The 20333-nt window shown below is 73.9% G+C and carries 19 protein-coding genes; 2 read left to right on the top strand and 17 right to left on the bottom strand.

The genetic code is table 11. The features are described from left to right. Positions 1-32: 32 nt before the first annotated feature. Genes BZY54_RS05150 through BZY54_RS05135 form a run of 4 tightly spaced genes read right to left on the bottom strand, consistent with a single transcriptional unit; the run spans position 33 to position 5266 of the window. Positions 33-1544 (bottom strand): type I glutamate--ammonia ligase, encoded by a 1512-nt coding sequence (locus BZY54_RS05150; RefSeq protein WP_086723337.1) that lies wholly within the window; start codon positions 1542-1544, stop codon positions 33-35. A 25-nt stretch (positions 1545-1569) separates the two neighbouring features. Further along, positions 1570-2961: an amidase gene (locus BZY54_RS05145; protein ID WP_086723336.1), complete on the bottom strand. Its 1392-nt coding sequence runs from the start codon at positions 2959-2961 to the stop codon at positions 1570-1572. An 11-nt stretch (positions 2962-2972) separates the two neighbouring features. Beyond that, entirely contained in the window at positions 2973-4940 is a 1968-nt protein-coding gene (locus BZY54_RS05140; protein ID WP_086723335.1) for a hypothetical protein, read from the bottom strand. Next, on the bottom strand, positions 4937-5266 hold the full coding sequence (locus BZY54_RS05135; protein ID WP_086723334.1) for a 4Fe-4S dicluster domain-containing protein: 330 nt from the start codon (positions 5264-5266) through the stop codon (positions 4937-4939). Before BZY54_RS05135 ends, BZY54_RS05140 begins: the two co-directional genes overlap by 4 nt. 270 nt (positions 5267-5536) lie before the next feature. Between BZY54_RS05135 and BZY54_RS05130 the strand changes: the two genes are divergently transcribed. Continuing rightward, entirely contained in the window at positions 5537-6619 is a 1083-nt protein-coding gene (locus BZY54_RS05130; RefSeq protein ID WP_086723333.1) for a methyltransferase, read from the top strand. A 79-nt stretch (positions 6620-6698) separates the two neighbouring features. On the opposite strand, the gene BZY54_RS05125 is transcribed toward BZY54_RS05130, so the two are convergent. The 8 genes from BZY54_RS05125 to BZY54_RS05090 form a co-directional block, all read right to left on the bottom strand. Next, positions 6699-8204 carry an FAD-dependent monooxygenase gene (locus BZY54_RS05125; protein WP_086723345.1) on the bottom strand — a complete coding sequence of 502 codons (1506 nt, stop codon included), beginning with the start codon at positions 8202-8204 and terminating at the stop codon, positions 6699-6701. 114 nt (positions 8205-8318) lie between these two features. Beyond that, positions 8319-9824, bottom strand: a complete 1506-nt coding sequence (locus BZY54_RS05120) for an FAD-dependent oxidoreductase (protein WP_086723332.1) — start codon at positions 9822-9824, stop codon at positions 8319-8321. 1 nt (position 9825) lies between these two features. Beyond that, a complete protein-coding gene (locus BZY54_RS05115; protein ID WP_086723331.1) occupies positions 9826-10770 on the bottom strand; it encodes an aromatase/cyclase in 945 nt (314 codons plus the stop codon). 87 nt (positions 10771-10857) lie between these two features. Next, positions 10858-11643, bottom strand: a complete 786-nt coding sequence (gene fabG, locus BZY54_RS05110; RefSeq protein WP_086723330.1) for a 3-oxoacyl-ACP reductase FabG — start codon at positions 11641-11643, stop codon at positions 10858-10860. 12 nt (positions 11644-11655) lie between these two features. Continuing rightward, positions 11656-11931 (bottom strand): phosphopantetheine-binding protein, encoded by a 276-nt coding sequence (locus BZY54_RS05105; RefSeq protein WP_086723329.1) that lies wholly within the window; start codon positions 11929-11931, stop codon positions 11656-11658. A gap of 98 nt (positions 11932-12029) precedes the next feature. After that, positions 12030-12359 (bottom strand): TcmI family type II polyketide cyclase, encoded by a 330-nt coding sequence (locus tag BZY54_RS05100; RefSeq protein ID WP_086723328.1) that lies wholly within the window; start codon positions 12357-12359, stop codon positions 12030-12032. Between the two features lie 114 nt (positions 12360-12473). Beyond that, positions 12474-13169: an antibiotic biosynthesis monooxygenase family protein gene (locus BZY54_RS05095; protein ID WP_086723327.1), complete on the bottom strand. Its 696-nt coding sequence runs from the start codon at positions 13167-13169 to the stop codon at positions 12474-12476. A 54-nt stretch (positions 13170-13223) separates the two neighbouring features. Next, on the bottom strand, positions 13224-14711 hold the full coding sequence (locus tag BZY54_RS05090) for an FAD-dependent monooxygenase (protein ID WP_086723326.1): 1488 nt from the start codon (positions 14709-14711) through the stop codon (positions 13224-13226). Between the two features lie 165 nt (positions 14712-14876). Between BZY54_RS05090 and BZY54_RS05085 the strand changes: the two genes are divergently transcribed. After that, positions 14877-15344 (top strand): nuclear transport factor 2 family protein, encoded by a 468-nt coding sequence (locus BZY54_RS05085; protein WP_086723325.1) that lies wholly within the window; start codon positions 14877-14879, stop codon positions 15342-15344. Between the two features lie 12 nt (positions 15345-15356). On the opposite strand, the gene BZY54_RS05080 is transcribed toward BZY54_RS05085, so the two are convergent. The 5 genes from BZY54_RS05080 to BZY54_RS52105 form a co-directional block, all read right to left on the bottom strand. After that, positions 15357-16319 (bottom strand): 4'-phosphopantetheinyl transferase family protein, encoded by a 963-nt coding sequence (locus BZY54_RS05080; protein ID WP_244216971.1) that lies wholly within the window; start codon positions 16317-16319, stop codon positions 15357-15359. Positions 16320-16390: 71 nt separating this feature from the next. After that, on the bottom strand, positions 16391-18202 hold the full coding sequence (locus tag BZY54_RS05075) for an acyl-CoA dehydrogenase family protein (protein ID WP_086723324.1): 1812 nt from the start codon (positions 18200-18202) through the stop codon (positions 16391-16393). 95 nt (positions 18203-18297) lie between these two features. Next, entirely contained in the window at positions 18298-19275 is a 978-nt protein-coding gene (locus BZY54_RS05070; protein WP_086723343.1) for an aromatase/cyclase, read from the bottom strand. 603 nt (positions 19276-19878) lie between these two features. Next, the gene (locus BZY54_RS54665) at positions 19879-20010 is read right to left on the bottom strand and encodes a hypothetical protein (protein ID WP_279634650.1); all 132 of its coding nucleotides are present in this window, start codon (positions 20008-20010) and stop codon (positions 19879-19881) included. Between the two features lie 18 nt (positions 20011-20028). Beyond that, positions 20029-20333: hypothetical protein (locus BZY54_RS52105; RefSeq protein WP_208640557.1), on the bottom strand; the 305-nt coding region annotated here is incomplete at its 5' end.

Below are 20333 nucleotides of genomic sequence, written 5' to 3'. Positions count from 1 at the left end.
GGAACCGGCAGCAGACAAGGGCTCGACGGGTGTCAGTAGGCGCCGAAGTACTCACGTTGCTCCCAGTCGGTGACCTGCCCGGGGGCGGGCGCGGCCTGGCCGCACCAGTCCTCGTAGCGGCGCAGTTCGCTCTCCTTGAGCTTGACGAGGCAGGCGGCGAGCGGCTCGCCGAGCAGCCGGGCGGCGCGGCCGGCGCGGAAGGCGTCGAGGGCCTCGCGCAGCTGTTGCGGCACCAGAGCGGCGCCGTCGGCTCCCGCGGCGTCGCCGGGGTCCGCGGGGGCGGGCTGGCCGGTCATCCCCTGCAGTCCCGCGAACAGCTGCGCGGCGATGCTCAGGTAGGGGTTGGCGCACGGCTCGCCGATCCGGTTCTCGATGTGCGCTCCTGCGCCGTGGCCGACGACGCGGAGCATCGCGCTGCGGTCCTCCTGGCTCCAGCCGAGCCGGGTGGGCGCGAGGGTGTGCTGGGCGGCGAGCCGCCGGTAGCCGTTGACGGTGGGCACCGAGAGCAGGAACAGCTCGCGTGCCCAGGACAGCAGTCCCTCGGCGTATGCCTTGCCCTGCGGGGACAGGCCGCCGGAGGGGCCCTCGGTGCCGAACAGGTTGCCGCCGGAGGTGAGGTCGGTGACCGACTGGTTGAGGTGCCAGCCGCTGGGGTCGGCGGCATCGATGAGCGGCTGCGACATGAAGGAGGCGTGGTGGCCGCGGCGGGCGCACCAGCTCTTGGTGACCGTGCGGAAGAGCAGCATCGCGTCGGCGGTGTCCAGCGCGGACATCGGGCTGAACGTCGTCTCGACCTGCCCGGGCCCGGACTCGTGCTCCATCGACCGCAGCGGCAGGCCGAGGGCGAGCAGGTGCAGGGCGAGAGGGTCGGTCAGGGGGGCGACGGTGTCGTAGTGGGCGTCGAGGTTGAACTGGTAGCCGGCGTTCAGGGCGGCCACGCGCGGCGCCCGGCCCTGCAGGCCGAAGCCGTTGCCGGTGTTGCCGGGCGCGTCGTCGAGCCGCCGGGTGAGGTACCACTCGACCTCCAGACCGAGGACGGGGGCGAGGCCCTGCTCGGTGTACCGGTCGGCGACGCGGCGCAGCACGGCCCGCGAGGACAGCGGGTGCGGGCTGCCGTCGCGCAGGTACTCGTCGCCGATCACCCAGGCGGTGCGGGCGTCGCCGCCGGGCAGCCGCTGGAAGGTGAGCGGGTCGGGGACGAGGATGAAGTTCCCGGCGCCGGCGATCTCGTCGACGCCGATGCCGTGGTCGCCGAGGAAGTCGACGGCGACGGCGTGCCCGGTGTCGAAGACGAACGGCCCGGGGCTGAAGTTCATGCCGTTGCGCAGCACGGTGCAAAACGCCTCGGCGGTGAGGGTCTTGGAGCGGGCCAGTCCGTGCGGGTCGCCGAAGACGAGGCGGACGAAGTCGAGGTCGGCGAGGCTCGCCTCGATCCGCTGGGCGGCGGCGATGCGGGCGTCGTCCCACAGCCCGTGATCGGCCACGAACGAGGGGCGCCCGACGCTGCCCTCCGCGGCGGGCGAGGACCATGACCTGGCGTACATGGGAACGTCCTTTCACGGGCGTGAGTTACCGGGCGGCTGCGGGCTCCAGGGCCCGCGCGGTGGGCGGATGCACCGGTGTGCCGAGGTCCGACTCCAGGCGCCCGGCGAGCGAGACGACCAGGTCGTCCGCGCCGACGGGCCCGACCAGCTGCAGGCCGACCGGCAGTCCGGAGCGGGTGAGTCCGGCGGGCAGTGACAGGGCCGGCTGGCCGGTCATGTTGAAGGGGTACGAGGCGGGCGCCCAGGCCAGCCACCGCAGGTCCCGGGGGTCGGCCGCCCAGGACGGCCCGATGGCGTCGGCGACGAACGGTTCGACGGGCACGGTGGCCATGGCGAGGACGTCGTAGTGGTCCATGACGGTGCGCAGGGTGGTGCGCAGGCCCTGGCGGACCTCCTCGGCACGGATCACGTCGGCGCCGCTGAGGGTGCGTCCGTGCCGGATCACCTCCAGGCGGCCGGAATCGGCCCACTCGTCGTCCTCGGGACGGGCCCCGGCCGCCTCGGAGGCGGCGAGGATGTCGACGAGCGCGGGGTACAGGTGGGTGCAGCGCACCTCGACGTCCTCGACCAGGTGGCCCTGGCCCAGCAGGGCCAGGCGGGCCTGCTCGGTGACCCTGCGGACCTCCTCGGCGGTGCCGTCGTACTCGATCCAGCCGATCCTGAGCACGCCGTCGGCGCGGGGCGCGTCGAGGGAGCCGAGGCCGGAGTCGGGGTCGCCCGGGTGCGGGCCCGCCATGACCTGCCCGAGCAGCGCGGCGTCGGCGACGGTGCGGGCGAGGGGGCCCTGGTGGGCGAGCCGGTCGGCGCTGTTGGGGACGTACGGGATGCGGCCCAGGGACGGCTTGTAGCCGACGACGCCGCAGAACGCCGCCGGGATGCGGATCGATCCGGAGCCGTCGGTGCCCAGGGCGCCGTCGCACAGGCCCGTGGCCACCGCGGCGGCGGCGCCGCCGCTGGAGCCGCCCGCGGTCAGGCGCGGGTCGTAGGGGTTGCGGGTGGGCGGGGCGACGCGGCTGACCGTCGAGGCGCTCCAGCCGTATTCGGAGGTGGCGGTCTTGCCGACGACGACCGCTCCGGCGGCGCGCAGCCGGGCCACGGCGGGGGCGTCCTCGCGGGGCCGGTCGTTGGGCAGCAGCGAGCCACGGGCGGTGGGCAGGCAGCGGGTCTGCAGCAGGTCCTTCACGGAGACGGTGACGCCGAGCAGCGGCATGGTCCGCCAGGCGTCGGCGCCCAGTTCGCGGATCCGCGCGTCGGCGCGCTCCGCCGCGGCAAGCGCCTCCTCGCCCGCGACGGCGACGTACGCGTCGAGGGTGTCCCGCTCGCGGACGGCGGTCAGGACGGCCCTCGTGTGCTCGACGGCGGACAGCTCGCCCCGCCGCAGGAGTTCCCTGGTGTGGCTGATGCCGCGGGCGGTCATCGCCTCTCCTTTCAGGACGCTTCGCGGGCCTGGCCGGCCGGGGAGCCCGAGGCCGCGGGTCCTCGGCCCGTGACGGCCCTCCAGTGCCAGCCGGAGTCGAACGCGGTGACCTCCAGTTGGGCCCCGGCGGCGACCAGTTGGGCGGCGAGCGAGGCGGCGCGGGCGATGAACGCCGACACCTGGTGCGCGGCGAGCAGGTCCTGCTCGTCGAACGGGTCACCGGCGCAGCGCAGCAGCCTGAGGTCCATGAAGCCGTCGAACCGGCGCCCGTCGACCTCGACGGCCTGCGGGGAGCGGACGGAGAACCGCACGTTGTTGTGGACGTGCCCGTGGTGGTGCTGGTCCGAGAAGAACGCGAGGTCCGGGATGACGGGCGGCACGAAGTGGTCACGGGCCACCACCTCGGGCACGCGCGGCAGGTTGCCGGCGACGAAGTGCCAGGAGTTGTACTGCATGCGCGAGGACATCGCCCAGGCCGCGTCGGCGAGCGCGGCCTGGGAGCCGCCGAAGTGGACGGCGGCCTCGGGCCGTGGCACCACGCAGCAGAAGAAGCGGGTGATGTCCCAGTCGCAGATCTCCGTCCAGCTCTCCCCGCGCAGCGCCCGTACCAGGTCGGGCAGCGACCGCATGCCGCGGCTCATCGCGAAGTCGGCGTCGAAGGCGTCGGCGGCCGCGGCCACGGTCTGGTACACCAGCGACTCCAGGCCGGTGCCGAAGGCGCCGTGCGGTTCGGCGAGCCAGCCGGGCGCGGCGGCCAGGTTCCGGCCCAGCTCGGCGAGCGTGTCGCCGGCCAGCGGCAGCCCGGCGCGCAGACGCTCGGTGACGGCGTCCTGGCGGGCGCGGGCGGCGGCGCCGGGCGCGGCGGCCACACGCTCCACCTTGTGCATCAGCGCACCGTGGATCTCCCGGTACAGCTGGGCGTGCCGGCCCACCGACCGGCGGCGCTCGCGCAGTGCGACGGCGAGCCGGTCGAGGTCGGCCACCCGGTGCGAGGCGGCGGCGGGCACCGGTTCGACGCCGGGTACGGCGTTGTAGACGCGGCGGACCCGCTCCAGCGTGTGGGCGACGTGGTCGACGGTCAGCTGGGTGCCGTTGGCCTCCTCGACCCGGCCGAAACCGGCCGAGCGGATGAGCAGCGTGAGGCAGACGAGCAGCTGGGTGTCCTGGTCGGACCACAGCTTGAGCGGCAGGCCCCGCAGCGCGCTGAGGGCGCAGTCGGGGTGGCCGGGCCAGAGGGTCTTGCCGGTCAGTGTGTTGCGGCCCCGGAAGTTCGTGTACTGGGTGTCCTCCTGGTGGAGGACGAACGGGGCGGTGCGCAGGGCCGCCTCCCTGGCCTGGGCGAGCAGGGCGTCGCGGCCCTCGGCGCCCTGTTCGGCGAGCCAGGCGCGGCAGTCGGCGGCACGGGCGGCGGCGCGTTCCCGGGCGCGATCGAGTTCGTCTTGGTAGGCGGCGAGGGCGGCGCGGCTCCACGGCACGCGGCGCACACCGCCGACCAGGTCGCGGGGGTCGAGGGGGCGGGCGCCGGGGGTGCGCAGGGCGATGCGGCCGCTGGTGGCCAGGCCGATCTCGCCGAGGAAGGCGGGGGTTTCGCAGGTGTCGGGGGCCGGCTCCGCGGTCGCTGCCGTCCGCAGCGGCGCCGCGGCGGCGCCGCTGGTGTTGCCCGCCTCGCGCCAGCTCAGGCCGCACAGTGCGGTGAGGGCGGCCTGTTCCGCGGTGTTCAGGGCGCGCAGCTGGATGTCGCCGGGGACGTGTCCGTCGAGAGTGAGCAGGACGTCCAGACTCGCTCGCAGGTCCTCGGCCTCGGCCGCGCGCCGCCAGACGCGCTTGAGCAGCCCGGGGAAGCCGGCGTCGACTTCGCGGACGCGGTCCGGTTTGGCCGTGCTGCCGGCGGGGAGGCCGAGCCGGCTGGGACGGCGGCTGATCCGCTTCCTCGCGTTGGCGGCGCGACGGGACTCGGGGCGCCCTGCGGGGTCCTTCATGCGGCACTCTCGGCGGTGAGCTCGATGTGGTTCCACATCGCGTCGTCGGTCGGGGTCCAGTCCTCGTCCACGTAGATGCAGTCGACCGGGCACTCGAGCACGCAGGCGGGGCAGCCCGAGCAGAGCTCGGGGACGATCACCACGTCCAGGCCCCGGTCGAAGACGGCACCGAACTCCGCGGGGCAGCCGCGCAGACAGCTGTCGCAGGTGATGCACTCGGACGGCTCGATTCGGCGCGGGGGCTTCTTCCAGTTGCCGGCGCGGGAGCGTCGGGCGATGCGATCGGCGCGCTCCGACAGCGCGGCAGACGAGGCAAGCTTCTTCACGGGATCGGCCCCCTCCGGGACTCTTCTCGGCCACGGCCAAGACGGACGGTCCCGATCGTCACCGGGCCCTCTCGACTGCCCCCGGAGCGCGGGTGGGGACCAACTGGAGTCCCGCCGTGCCCGCTCGAGCCGGTTGCGAGCGCGGCCCGTCCGTGGCACCGGACCGTGGGTGTGCGGGGCGTTCCCGGCGGTCCACGGCCGGGGACGCGCCGACCTGCCCGCCCGCGGGCCGACCGTTTCGGCCGCCCGCCGCCCACCACGGAGGAATCCATGCCGCTGCCGCCCGCCCGCGTTGTCCGGGCCGTCGAAGGCGTGCGTACCGGTCTGCAGAGGCTGGCACGGAAGCTGGCCCCTGCACCGTTCTCGCTGCTCGAAATGGTCCAGGGCGCCATGCTCAGCCAGGCCCTCTACGCCGCCGCGGAGCTGCGTGTCGCCGAGGCGCTGCGGGACGGTCCGCTGTCCGCCGACCGTCTCGCCGAGCGTGTCGGCGCCCACCCGGAGACGCTGCAACGGCTGATGCGGCTGCTCGCCTCCAACGGCGTCTTCGCCGAGCGGAAGGACAAAGCCTTCGCACTGTCCCCGATGGGGGCCGCGTTGCTGGAGGACGCACCGATGTCGATGCGCGGTATCGCGGTGCTCATGGGCCACCCGGTCCACTGGGAGGACTGGTCGCACTTCGTCGACGCGGTGCGCTCCGGCGAGCCGAGCCTGCCCAAGCTGCGCGGCATGACGGCCTTCGAGTTCCTGGAGGCCAAGCCGGAGTACGGCGAGGTGTTCATGAAGGGCATGGGCGCCATGTCCGCCACCGAGACCGAGCCGATCCTGGCCGCGTACGACTTCTCGCGGTTCGGCACGGTCGTGGACTTCTGCGCGGGCCGCGGCGAGTTGCTCGCCGGCATCCTGAAGAAGTCGCCGGGGGTGCGGGGGATCCTCGCCGACCCGCGGGTGGGCGTCAACGGCGCGGCGCAGTACCTGGCCGAGCAGCAGGTCGCCGAACGGTGCGAGGTGGTGGCCGCCGAGCTGTTCGGGCCGGTGCCCGAGGGCGGGGACGCGTACGTCCTCAAGCACATCGTGCACGACTGGCCCGAGGAGCAAGCCCTGGAGATCCTGCGCAACGTGCGGGCCGCGATGCGGCCCGGTGGGCGGCTGCTGCTGATGGAGATGGTCGTGCCGAAGAAGCCGAACGCCGCGCACGCCTCGAAGCTGGTCGACCTGTGGCTGATGCTGCTCGTGGGCGGCAAGGAGCGCACCGCCGCCCAGTACTCGAAGCTGCTGGCCCAGGCGGGCTTCCGGCTGGAGCGGGTGGTGCAGACGGCGGGGGCGATCTCGGTCGTGGAGGCGAGTGTCGGGTAGGGGCCGGTGCGGTGAGAAGGGGCGCCGCCCGGTGGTCCGGGCGGCGCCCTTCGTCTCTACGTCCCCCGGTTCGGGCGGGTCAGCCCTCGGCCGGTGCGCCGAACCAGCAGGCGAGGGCGGTGCCGAGGCCGTCGACGCCGCCGGTGCCGGTCCACACGACGTGGCCGTCGGGGCGGACCAGTACCGCCTCGGCGCCCGCGAACACGGCGCCGCGGTCGGCCGCGGAGGCGGTGGCCGTCACCACGTCGACGCTGCCCCTCCAGCCGGCGGCGGCCTCGCGCACGCGGGCGTCGCCGGCGAGGTCGAGCAGGACGCCGCGCCCGGCGTGCAGCAGCCGGAACGTGTCGGTCTCGCCGTCGGGTCCGGTCAGCGGGAGCTTGCCGAGGCGGCGCCCGAGCAGCGGGTGGGCGGCCTCGCCGGCGTCGTCGGTGACCTCGTAGCGGATGTCGAGGTGGGAGACGATGCCCGCGAGGTGGCGGCGGACGATGTCGTAGCCGGTGAGTTCGGTGATGATCCGGCGCAGCGGCTCGGCCTGGTCGCCGCCGAGGAAGACCATGCCCTGGGCGCGGGTGTTCATCAGCAGGCGGCGGCCCACCGGGTGGCGCTCGGCGTGGTAGGTGTCCAGGAGGTCCTCGCCGGCGCGGCCGGTGACGACGGCGGCGAGCTTCCAGCCGAGGTTGGCGGCGTCCTGCACGCCGGTGCTCAGGCCCTGGCCGCCGGCGGGCAGGTGGATGTGGGCGGCGTCCCCGGCGAGCAGCACACGGCCGCGCTTGTACTCGGCGGCCTGGCGGGTGGCGTCGCTGAAGAAGCTGACCCACTCGGCGCCGCCGCCGCTGATGTCCTCGCCGGTGATGTGCTCCCAGGCCTTGGCGACCTCCTCGAAGGTGACGGTGTCGTCGGCGCTGCGGGCGGCGGCGCCGTGCGGGCAGACGATGATGCGGTGCACGCCCTCCTTCAGCGGGGCGGCCATCACCATGCCGTTGGGGAGGGCCTCGCCGAGGTAGCGGGGCTTGAGGTCGAGGCCGGTGACGTCGGCGAGGAACATGGCGCGGGTCGCCTCGGTGCCGGGGAAGCCGATGCCGGCGAGCTTGCGCACCGTGCTCTTGCCGCCGTCGCAGCCGACCAGGTAGCGGGCGCGCAGCCGCCGCACGCCGTCCGGGGTCTGGGCGGTGACCTCGACGTGGTCGCCGTCCAGGAAGCCGTCGTGGAGGTCCAGGACCTCGTGGCCGCGGCGGATGTCGGCGCCGCGGTCGGTGGCCCACCCGGCGAGGACCGCCTCGGTCTGGCTCTGCGGGATGCCGCGGGCGCCGAAGTGGGCGCCCTGAAGGGCGGTGAAGTCGAACTGGACGCCGCCGAAGTGACCGACGGGGCTGACCTCGAGGCTCTCGCCCTGCCCGAAGCGGGGCAGCAGCCCGCGCTGGTCGAAGACCTCCATGGCGCGGGCGGTGAAGCCGAGGCCGCGGGACTGGCCGGTGGGTTCGGCCAGCTTGTCGAGCACGATCACTTCGGCCCCGCCGAGGCGGAGTTCGCCCGCGAGCATCAGTCCGGTCGGGCCTGCGCCCACGACGATGACGTCGGCGTCCATCCTGGTGTCCTGCATGGTCGTGTCCCTCTCAGTCATCTGTGGTCCGTGCTCGGTGCGGGCGGGGGGGTGGCCAAGGCGGCGGGACCCGCCGGTGCGCGGGCCGTGAGCGGGATCTCAGGGGGAACCGAACCACCGTCCGACCGCCTGGGCGAGACCGTCGCCGTCCCCTGTGCCCGCCCAGACGACGTGGCCGTCGGGCCGGACCAGGACGGCGGGTGTGCCCGCGAGCGGCGAGCCGGGGGCCGCGTGGGCGGTGACCGAGTCGATGCGGTCGGCCAGGCCGGCGTCGACGGGCGGCGGCACAGCGCCCAGTCCCAGGAGCAGCCCACGCCCGGAGCGCAGCAGGTCGGCCGTGCCGCAGACGGTCTCCCCGACGCGGAGCCTCAGGTGCGGCAGGCGGGCGCCGCGCAGCGGGTGCTCGGGGCCGCCGACGTCGTACCGGATGTCGAGTCCGCTGATCATTCCGGCGAGGCGGGTGCGCACGTCGTCGTACGCGATGAGTTCGGCGAGCACCGTGCGCAGCCCTTCGATCTCCGGGCCGCCCAGGAGCAGCAGGGCCTGGGCGCGGATGTTGCCCAGGACGGCGGCGCCGACGGCGCGGCGTTCGCTGTCGTAGCTGTCGAGGAGCCCGGCGGGTGCGGTGCCGTCGACGGCGGCGGCGAGCTTCCAGCCGAGGTTGTAGGCGTCCTGGAGGCCGAGGTTGAGGGCCTGGCCGCCGATGGGCATCTGGCGGTGGGCGGCGTCTCCGGCGAACAGGACGCGGCCGTGCCGGTAGTGGGTCAGGAGCCGGTTGTCGTCGTCGAAGTGGTTGACCCACAGCGGGGTGCCGCCGGTGATGTCCTCGCCGGTGACGCGCTTCCATGCGGCGGTGATCTCGTCGAAGTGCGGGTTGCCTGCGCGCTGGCGGACCTGGGCGCCGAACTCGTGCACCATGACGCGGGTGACGCCCGCCGGGTTGCGCGCGGCGACGGCGAGTCCGCCCGGGAGCCGTTCGAAGCGCCGGTTCGGGATGTCGATGCCGTCGACGTCGGCGCGCAGCAGTTCGCGGGCGGCCGGGGTGCCGGGGAAGTGGGCGCCGGTCAGGCGGCGCACGGTGGAGTCCTGGCCGTCGCAGGCGACGAGGTAGGCGGCGCGCAGCGTGATGCGGTCGCCGTGGCGGCTGGTGGCGGCGGCCTCGACGTGTGCGCCGCGGTCGTCCACCGCGTGCAGGGTGTGGCCGCATCGAAGGTCTGCGCCGAGGCCGAGCGCCCACTCCTCCAGGACGGACTCGGTCCTGGTCTGCGGGACCTTCCACTGCCCGGGGTGGGCAGCGGGCAGCGTCAGGTCGAGGGGGATGCCGCCGAAGTGGCCGCGCGGCTCGCACGGCGGGCTGCCCAGGTCCGCGAGCAGGCCGCGGCTGTCCAGCAGTTCCATGGTGCGGGCGTGCAGGGTCGAGGCACGGGACTCGGTGGTCGGGCCGTGGCGCCGCTCGACGAGGGTCACCTGGATGCCGCGCAGGGCCAGTTCCCCGGCGAGGAGCAGGCCGACCGGGCCCGCGCCGACGACGATCACCTGGGTGTCGATCGTTTCGGCGGGCCCGGTCTGCGGCGTCCGGCCGTCCGTGTGCGGGGCGCCGGCCATGTCAGCGGTTCCGCTCCGCGTGGTCCTTGGCGTGGCCGAGGGTGGCGAGGCTGTTGGTGCTGAGCGCGCCGTGCACGTAGGCGCGGGCGTCGGCGACGGTGGCCTCGGGGCCGAGGATCCTGGCGATGTTGTCGGTGTTGAGGGTGACGGTGTGCTGGGAGCTGGCCGTCGCCCCTGCGTCGTCGGTCTCCTCGAAGGTCCACACGCCGGTGTGCAGGGTCATCAGCGCCGGCAGCGTGACCTGCTTGTAGGCGATGCGGTGGTGGCCGATGGCAACCCGGTAGGACTTGGTGGTGTGCGTGGAGCCGTCCTTGGCGCGGGTGTCCATCTCCAGTTCCTGCAGGCCGGGGGTGTCCTCGGTGAAGCGGACGCGGGCCACGTGCGGCAGCCGCTCGGGCCAGAGCCCGGCCTCGTTGACGAAGTCGAAGGCGTCCTTGGCCGAGCCCTCGATCCGTACGGTGTCGGTGAAGGAGAAGGTCAGCTCCTGCGTCTCCGCGGCGTGGGCGCGCTCCACGTTCTCCTTGAGGGCGGCGAGTTCGCAGGTGCTGTTGCGGTCCACGGCCCGCTCGATCCACAGCAGGTCGTGCGGGTCGTCGTCGACGGCCCGGTAGTCGTGCAGGAGCCGGACGCGCGAGGTGCCCTCGTCGAGGGGTTCGACGATCCAGGTCCCGCCCATGGCGGCGACCGGCGGCGCCGGCACCTCCTGCCGGAAGGTGATGCGCAGGGCCTCGGGGTCGAGGGTGCGGCGCGAGGTCCACGTCTTGGGCTCGCCGTTGGCGGTGGCCCAGATGCGGATGCGTTCCTCGTTGCCGCCTGTCTCCTCCCGGTCGACGTAGATGGTGGGCGGGAAGATCCGCGGCCAGTTGGTCACCTCGGCGAGGAGGCGGTAGACGGCGGTGGCCGGTGCGCTGATGGTGGTCTCGTGCTCGACCTCACGAGTCGTCATGACGACTTCTTCTCCTCGGGGGTACTGGCTGACTGCGCGGACTGCGCGGAGCGGCTCCGCGGGACGGGGCGGACCAGAAGTGCCGGACTAGAAGTTGCCGAGGCCGCCGCAGACGTTGAGGGCCTGGGAGGTGATGGACGCGGCGGTGTCGGACGCGAGGTAGCCGACCAGGCCCGCGACCTCCTGGGGCGTGGAGTAACGGCCGAGGGGGATCTTGGCCTGGAACTTCTTGAGGATCTCGTCCTCGCTCGTGTCGTACGCCGCGGCGTAGCCCTGCCGCACCCGCTGGGCCATCGGTGTCTCGACGTAGCCCGGGCAGACGGCGTTGACGGTGATGCCGGTCGGGGCCAGCTCGTTGCCGAGTGCCTTGGTGAAGCCGACGACGCCGTGCTTGGAGGCCGAGTAGGGGGCGCCGAGGACGACGCCCTGCTTGCCCGCGGTCGAGGCGATGTTGATGATCCGGCCGCGGTCCTTGGCGCGCATGCCGCCGGTGGTGAGGACCTCGCGGGTCATCCGGAAGACGCTGTTGAGGTTGGTGTCGATGACGTCGTCCCACAGCTCGTCGGTGATGTCCGCGGTGGGGCCGCCGCCGGAGCGGCCGGCGTTGTTGACGAGCACGTCGACGGTGCCGAAGACGGCGACGGCGCTGCGCACGAACTCCTTCACGGACGCGGCGTCGCGGACGTCGAGCTGCCGGCCGTCGACGTCCAGGCCCTCCTCGCGCAGCGCCTTGGCGGTGGCGTCGACGTTGTCGGCGTTGCGCGCGCCGATGAAGACCTGGTGGCCCTGGAGCGCGAGCAGGCGGGCGACCTCCAGGCCGATCCCGCTGGTCGCGCCGGTGACGAGGGCGACCCTGCGCGTGGTGTCGGACATGGGGTGCTCCTCTCAGGCGGCCCGGGCGTCGGACAGGGACAGCTGGGCGTTGACGGCGTCGATCAGGTCGCGCGGGGTGATGTCGTCGCTGAGGTCGTCGTCGTCCAGGACGATGCCGTACTCGCGCTCGATGCGGCCGCCGGTCTCCAGCAGGGCGATGGACTCGTAGCCGAGCACCTCGAACGTGGTGTCCAGGATGTCGCCGGCGAGGTCGACGTTCTCGTCGGCGCCCGCGGCCTCGAGGAGGATCCGCCTGAGGTCGTCGAGGGTGAACTGGATGCTGGGCATGGGTACTTCCTTCGGTCTCGGGGCGGTCGGGCCCCAGCTGATCGGTTCTCGTGGTCGCGGGCGCGGGCGCCCCTCGTGCCGGCGGGACGGTGGCCCGCTCAGCCGGTCGCCTCCCACCGGTAGAAGCGCTGCGCCATGGCGTCGGCCGGGGAACGCCAGGTCGCCGGGTCGTACGGTGCGATGAAGGGTTTGAGGTCGTCGCTGATCCTCACGAAGCGCGGGTCGTCCTTGGCGCCCTGGATCAGCTCGCCGCCGTTGTCCTCGTCGAAGTCCTGCAGGTGGAAGTACAGGCCGTTGAAGGCGAACAGCTGGCGCCGCCGGGTGCCCATCCGGTGCGGCATGTCCGTCGTGTCGAACTCGGCGAACAGCCTGGCGACGTCCGCGTTCGAACCGGGCGCCATGCGGGCCACGATCAGCGTGCTGTGCATAGGTTTTCGCTCCTTGGCAAAATCCGGTGTCTGCTCGGGGCGCATCCGCACCGTCGGCCCGGATGCCGGACGCCGAACGGGCCGCTCGGCGCCCGCCCGGCGCTGGGCGCGGGGCTACTGGCCCGCGGCGCGCGTGTGCACCACGCGGTAGGTGTTCGCGTCCCGCTCGAGGGTCAGTTCGGCGATGCGCTCGTCGTTGGTGCGGCGGGGCCGGGGCTTGCGCTCGTGCGGCAGGTCGCGGAAGGCCTCGTAGCTCTCCTTGCTGTCCCACTGCGCGTAGACGACGGCGAAGGCGCCCTCGACGAACATGGCGCGCAGGCCCTTGAAGACGCTGTGCGAGCGGTAGCCGGGGACGTTGACCAGCCAGTCCTGGCCCTCGCCCAGGAGCTTGATCAGCTCGGCCTGGTCGGCCTCGCCGACCCGGTACACCTCGATGGCGGTGTAGTCGTCACGGTCCGGCGAGACCTCGACGCGACCGCCGAGGCGGGGGTGGGCCTGGGTGAAGACGATCTCGTTCTGCAGCAGCCGGATGGCCGTGGTGATCTCACGGAAGACGGGCAGCGTGCGGTGCTTGAACTCCTCACCGGCGTACCGCTTCTCCAGGTCCTCGCCGCTGCGCCACTGGATCAGGTTGGCGGTGCCGGGGCTGCCCTGCCCGGCGTGCACGGTGGAGGAGATCCATCCCTCGTAGGCCGCCGCGTCGACGATCTTGTGCATCTCGGTGAGCAGCTGGTCCTGGTGCTCGGGGGTGTCGGTGGTGAACAGGTTGAGGACGGTCAGGTAGTTGTCCTGGGTGGAGATGATCGGCATGGTTCCTTCGCTTCCTCGAGGGATGTGCGTACGGTCCGAAAGGGCGGGCTGTGGTCAGTCGGCGGGGCCGAACCAGCGGGCGAGTGCGTCGGTGAGCGGCATGCCGGTGGCACCGGCGGCGGGTCCGTCGCCGCAGCCGCCGACCCAGGCGACGTAGCCGTCGGGGCGCACGAGGATGGCGTCGAGGCCGCAGTCGCCCTCGGGGCCCTGCACGGTGACGGTGTCGACCCGGTCGGACCACCCCCGGGCCGCGGTGCGCAGCTGGGCGCCGCCGGCCAGGTCGAGCAGCACGCCGCGCCCGGACTCCAGGAGGGTGTAGACGCTCTGCTTCACTCCGTCGCGGGTGATCTGCTTGTCCGGCAGGCGGCGGCCGAGCAGCGGGTGCCGGTCGCAACCGACGTCGTGGCGGATGTCGAGCCCGGTGACCATGCCGACCAGGTGGCGCTGCACGTCCTCGTGGCGCACCAGCTCGCCGAACACCTGGCGCAGCGGGCCGGCCTCGTCCCCTCCGAGGTAGAGGGTGCGCTGGGCGAGGGTGTTGGCGAGGATACGGGCGCCGACCGGGTGGCGCTCGGCGTGGTAGGTGTCGAGCAGTCCCTTCGGTGCCCGGCCCTTGATGTCGAGGGCGAGTTTCCAGCCGAGGTTGACGGCGTCCTGGATGCCGGCGCTCATGCCCTGGGCGCCGATCGGCAGGTGGATGTGGGCGGCGTCGCCGGCGACGAGGATGCGGCCCTTGCGGTACTCGGCGGCCTGGCGGCTGACGTCGGTGGTGGAGGAGACCCACAGCGGGGTGGCGCCGCCGATGTCCTCGCCGGACAGGCGCCCGAACGCCTCGGCGACCTCCTCGAAGGTGATCGGGTCCTGGCCGGTGCGCAGCGGTTCGGCCCGGTCGTAGTAGATGACGCGGCTGCGGTCCGGGCCCAGCGGCAGCACCATGACCATGCCGCCGGGCACCGGCTCGCCGCTGAAGCGCGGGCGCAGCCGTACGCCGGCGATGTCGGCGAAGCGCAGCTCGACGGTGGGCGCGGTGCCGGGGAAGTCGATCCCGGCGCTGGTGCGGACCACGCTGCGGGCGCCGTCGCAGCCGACGACGTAGCGGGCGCGGAGCGTGCCGGTGCCCTCGCCGGTGGCGATGTGGACGCCGACCCCGTCGTCGTCCTGCTCGACGCCGGTGACCTCGACCCCGCGGCGCACCTCGACGCCGCGCTCGGCGATCCAGCCGGCCAGCATGGCCTCGGTCCGGGACTGGGGGATGCCGCGGGCGCCGTACGAACCGCCCGGAAGGACGCGGTAGTCGAGCGGCACACCACCGAAATGACCGAACGGAATGACATCGACATCGCCGAGCCGGGAAATGAGTCCACGCTGCGCGAATTCCTCGATCGTGCGCGCGGAAAAGCCGAGGGCACGCGATTCCTTGATGGGCTGGGCAAGCCGGTCGACGACCAGGGCGGAGACTCCGTTGAGGCTCAACTCGCCCGCGAGCATAAGTCCGGTGGGACCTGCTCCTACTATGATCACGTCCGCGTCAATGCTGTTCATCCGCCCTCTCCCGACTGATGTTTGACGAGTATTGCCGGGCCATGGAGGAACGGTAAAGCGAATGCGGTACAGGCTTTTTACAAGCCGCTACAGAACTCTGCCGGGAATGTCAGATCTCTGGCAGGGATCTGGTCCGGCAGCCGCGCCCGGCGCCATGCTCGGGCGGTGACTTCCAGCCTTTTGCCCGCCGCTTCGGCCGCGACCGCCGATTCCGCCGACGCCGCCCAGGTCGCGGAACTCCTGGGCCGCTATCTGGTCACGCTCGACGACGAGGAGCCCGACGAGGCGTGGGCCCGGAGCCTGTTCACCGAGGACGCGGTCGTCACCTTCCCGATGAGCCGCCACAAGGGGCGCGCCGGCCTCGCCGAGTGGCACCGCGCCTCGCTCGCGGCGTTCGCGGCCACCCAGCATCTGGGCTCCCCGGCGGTGGTGACCGTCGAGGGCGATCGGGCCGTGTTCCGCGCCAATGTGCTGACCACGCACGTCCACCACCCCGGCGGCGACCGGCCGCCGCTCTTCCGTGCGGGCACGCTCGCCTCCGGCGCGGCCCGCAGGACCGCGGCCGGGTGGCGGCTGGGCGAGCTGTCGTTCCGGGTGCTGTTCACCGAGGGCGAGCCCCCGAAGCGGGGCTGAGGCGCGCGGCGCTCAGATGTCCACGGCCGGGCCCTGGTCCCCGGGCGCCGTCATCGCCGTGAGCAGCCGCCGGTCCAGCATGGTGCCGACCGAGGTGTCCCCGGCCGGGTCGAGCCCGGCGTCGTGGCAGGCCGCGCTGATCAGGTAGCGGCCGAGCACCGGATGGCTGGCGAACGCCCACTCGTCGCCGAGGGCCGCGGCACCGTCGGGGGTGCGCAGCCCGCCGAGGGCGAGGTCGAACCCGAACTCGGTGAAGGCGAGCCGCATGCCCTGACCGAGCGCCTTGGTGTACGCCTCCTTCAGCGTCCACAGCCGCAGCACGCATGCCGCCTGCTGCTGCTCCGACAGCGCTTCCAGCTCCGCGGCCTCGGCCGGCGTGCACATCTGTCTGCGCATCAGGCCGAGGTCGAAACGCCGGTCCGCGCGCTCGGCGTCCAGGCCGATCCGGCCCATCCGGCTGATCCCGACGGCCATCAGCTCCCCGGTGTGCGTCAGGCCCACCTCGACCTGGTCGAGGCCGCGCAGGTAGGGACGGCCGCCGAGCCGGTAGGCGATGTCGATGTCCTGCGGTCCGATGCCGAGCGCGGCGGCCGCCGTGTACTTGATGAGCAGCCGGGACGCGGCGAACCGGCAGCGCACCGCGGGGTCCTGGGTGCCGGCGTAGCGGTTCCAGTCGCGGCCGAGCAGGGGTTTGAGACGCGGTGTGGTGAGCACCGCGGGGAGCCACTCGGTCCAGGTCGCGTACGCCACCGTGGCCCCGCGGTCCAGGAGGTTCTCCCGGATCCGCAGCCAGGAGCTGTCCGGGCGCGGGATGTGCACGGGCGGTGCGACGGCGGAGCCGTGCGCGGTGGCGATGACGCCGAGGGCGCTCAGGCGGTGCAGGGTGTCGAGGACACCGGCCACGTCGCGGGCGCGGATGTCGTCCGTGGCGCGGCCGCCGCCCTTCGGCACGGCCGTGGGCTCACTGTGGTGCACGGCGTTCGCCTCCTTGTGTCGTCGTCCGGCCGTCCTCCGCGGCGCAGAACCGTTTTTGCCGGGGCCGGGGTTCACGCGAGCCGCATCCCGTACAGGTCGAAGCTCCGCCCGCGCCGGTAGCGGTCGACCAGCGCGGCCGCGAGGTCCTGCGTGGCCCCGTCCGGCAGGTCGGGCACCTCCAGGCCGAGGCGGCGGCCGAACCGGGTCAGGGCGAGCAGCGCCCAGTCGGGTTCGGCGAGCAGGCCCCCGTCCACGGCGTCGGGGTCGGCGTTCTCGCAGACGGCGAGGCAGGACGCGGCGGCGAGCAGCAGGCAGTAGCGGTCCACGAGGGCGTACGCGGCCGGGGCGAGGGCCCCGGCGTCCGGGCGCCCGGAGAGCGTGGCGCACCGCTCGGCGAGGCTGTGCACCTCGTCGGCGAAGGCGCGGGCGAGATCGGCGAGCGCCGCCCATCTGGGGCCGCGAGCGCGCTTGCCGTCGAGCCGGGCGGCGGCGCCGAGCAGCACGGCGAGCAGCCCGTCGCAGCCGCTGTGCGGGTCGCGGGGCTCGGCGTCCAGCCGCCGGAAGTCGAGGGCGGTGCTCGCCCCGCGGGGGGTGAACAGCGCGGCCGGGGCTTCGTGTCCGGCCTCGCCGCGCCAGCTGGCGTGGGCGAGGGTGCGCAGGTGGGGGACGAGCACGGCCTGGGTGTCGGCGGTGCCGGCGTGCCCGAGCCCGGCCACCGGCAGGTCGCGCACGAGCTTTTGGAAGCCGCCGTACGTGGGGCCGCGGTCGTAGCCGCGGGCACCGAGCACCGCGGCGAGCTCGTCGAGGTCCTCGTGGAGCAGGGCGGACACGGCGTACTTGACGGCGGCGGACGGGATGAGGGCGTGCTCGGGCGCCAGGTCGAGCAGCCGCAGCCCGGCGACCGCGAGACTGTCGCAGGCGAGCAGGTCGGCGAAGACCCCGGCGAGCACCCGGCCGCGGCGGCCGCGCAGCACCAGGCCTCGGCGGGACTCGCTGACGGCCCGCACGGCGTACCGCAGCGCGCTGTCCATGCCGCCGACCAGGGCGCCGCCGGACACCAGCGCCCGGCTGACCTGGAAGGTGCGCAGGGACAGGGACACCCCCTCGCCGAGCCTCCCGACGAGAGCGTCGGCGGGCACGGGGCAGCGGTCGAGTTCCAGTCCGGCGTAGTGGGCGCCGCGCATGCCGTGGGTGCGGGCGCGCGGCAGCCGGTGCACGGCGTGCGCGGGGAGCCGGTCGGTCTCGAGCAGGAACACGGAGTGGCTGTCCGGGCCGTCGCCGGGCGCGGTGCGGACGTAGGCGACGAAGGCGTCGGCGCGGTCGGCGTTGATGACGACCTCCTTGCGGCCGTCCACCGCGAAGCCGCCGGGTGCGGGGCGCGCGGTGTACTCGCCGCGCAGGATCGCGTTGGCGTGCGCGAACTCGCGGTGCAGGATGGTGATCCGGCCGCCGTCGAGCAGCCGCCGCGCCGTGTCCCGGCGCTGCCGCTCGTCGCCTGCGGTCCACACCACGGACGCGGCGAACAGGGCGGTCATCCCGGCGCCGAAGCCGAGCGCCACGTCCCGCCGGAACACGGGCCGCAGCACCTGGGCGAGCCCTTCGACACCGGTGAGGCGGCCGCCCAGGGCTCTGGGCACGAACTCGGCGGCGAGGCCGAAGCGGTCGAACAGTTCCTCGGTGGCGGCGGGAACCTCGCGCCGCTCGTCGGCGGCGAGCAGCGCCTGCTGGCCGTGCGGGTTGTCGGCGGCGAAGGGATCGCCGAGCAGGTCCTCGACGTACTGGGCCCGTCGGGACCCGTCGCCGGGCACCGGGCAGGTGCGGGGGGCGGGGGGCCGTCCCGCGGCCGCGGACCTGTCGGCGCCCGCGGTCAGGCTGTTGTTCACGAGGACCTCCAGCTTCAGCCCGTCCGGCGAGGGCCGACGGGGTCGTTCAGCGCGATGTGCACGGGTGAACCGGCCACCCGGCCGACGACGTGGTGTCAGGCTCTGCGGGCCACGGCGCCCTCGGCGTGCTCCCTGACCAGCCGCAGCGCACGGGCACTCTCCCCGGCGAGCCGTGAGCGCAGCGCCTCCCGCGCGATGCGCACCGCGTCCGCGCCGTCGCCGTACCGCTGCCGAACGCCGTCCTCGTCGAGCACCGCGTGGTGCCGCGCGACGACGGTGACGCCCGCGCCCCACGGGTCGGGCTCGACCGACCACTCCCCCGTGTGTGCGGCGAGCAACGCGGGCTGTTCGGTGTCCCGGACGTCCTTGTAGACGATGCGTCCGGCATGCGGGAAGCCGATCCGTACCGACTCGGTCGTCCGCGCCGTCCCGTCGGCGCCGGCCAGCTCCACGGTCATCAGCTGCACTCCGGGCACATGCTCGGTGATGTCGATGCCGGTGGCGCCGGGCACCGCGTCGGCCCGGTCGCCGAACCGGTGCAGGAAGTCGTAGACCGGCTCGACGGGCGCGTCGACGTGGACGAAGTCCTCGAAGGACAGGACGAGATCGTCCAGGCGGCGCCAGCGCTCGGCGAGCTGCCTGAGGTTGGCGAGCGCGGCGCCGCTGTTGGCGGTGGTGGCCCGCTTGACCCAGTCGACGTCGGCGCGCGCGTTGTCGGCGACGGCGAAGTCGTTGCACAGGGTGACCAGCGACCGCTCGGGGCCGCGTGGCTCGACGGTCCAGCTGCCGCCCATGGAGGTCACCGGCCGGGGCAGCACCTCCTGGCGGAAGTCGACGCGGTGCGCGACAGGATCCAGCACGCGCCGCGTGGTCCAGGACCTGATCTCGCCGTTGGCGGTGACCCACATCCGCAGCCGTTCCGACTCGCCGTCGAACTCCAGCTGTTCGACGTGGACGGTGGGCGGCAGGAAGACGGGCCAGCGCAACGCGTCGGCGATCAGGCCGTAGAGCACACCGGCCGGGGCGTCCACCACCGCGTGCTGGGCCATACGGTGCACAGGCGCGAGGTACATCCACACACCCCTCTCGTCTCGGACGTGGAAGGCCGGGCGGACGGCCACGGGACGCCGCAACCAGCCGGCCCGTACAGGCTCGTTATGGACACTGTCCTGATCCGGTGGAGAACGGCTCGTCCGCTCCTGGACCGCCGCTCGAGTCCGCAGCACGGCGCGGCGGGCCCGGGGCCGGGCACCCGTGCTCGACGCCGGCTCGATCCGGGCCCGGCCGCGACGCGGCCGCGACGCCGTACCGCTCCGGGTCCGGTTCGCCGACCGGGCAGGAGATCCGCGGGCCACGGGCCGCATGCGCAGTGGGCGGTTCCGACGTGGCGGTGGCGAGGCGGAGAGGCGCGAGAGCGCGCCGGCCAAGTGCACCGGGATCTTCCGTCAGTTGACCGGCGAGCCGGCAAGACGGCGATCGCCACGGCCTTCGACGCCGAGTACGGTGCGCCCGCGGGCGGCCGGATCCGTGCCTGAGCTCCACGCCGACCACCAGTGGTTCCTGGAACGTCGAGCGAAGCTGCCACGACCGGCGCAACCGGGTGGCCTTCTGGCGGGCAGCGGTGATGCTGGAGGAGTACTCGGCTTCCTCACTCGGGCTGAAGCCCGGGGACTCCCCTATGAGGGGGTTCGGCCGGTCAGGGTGACGGCGAGCACCTCGATCGCGGTGAGGAGCGGCGGCAGTTCGGTCTCGCGGGCCCTACGGGCGATCTGGGCGCCGGCCAGAATCCAGCGGGCCCTCAGGCGCACGGCGGCCCCGCCGGCTCCTCATCGGTGAGCGGCTCGCCGGCGCAGCTCGACGGTGCCGTCACCGCCGGCCACAGCGCGGACCGTGAGCGCCCCGGTGGCCTCCCCGGCCCAGACGACGCCGACGCCGTACCCCGCCGAACAGCCCCCGCAGGCCCCGGTCGGTGAGACCGAGGACGCCGGGCACAGCCCGGCAGGCGCTCGGAGCGGCTCCCGGACCCCGGCCACGCGACGTACGGCGAGCCTCGTGTCGGCCTCGGCGCGCGGCCCGAGCGCGTGGCCCGGCACGGATGACGCCGACGCCGTGCCCCGCCAGCCCCCCGAAC

Origin of the sequence: Streptomyces carpinensis, assembly GCF_002154505.1 — a bacterium.
GTDB classification, from domain to species: domain Bacteria; phylum Actinomycetota; class Actinomycetes; order Streptomycetales; family Streptomycetaceae; genus Streptomyces; species Streptomyces carpinensis.
Note: the sequence above shows the minus strand (reverse complement) of the source record. Positions and strands in the feature narration are given on the sequence as shown.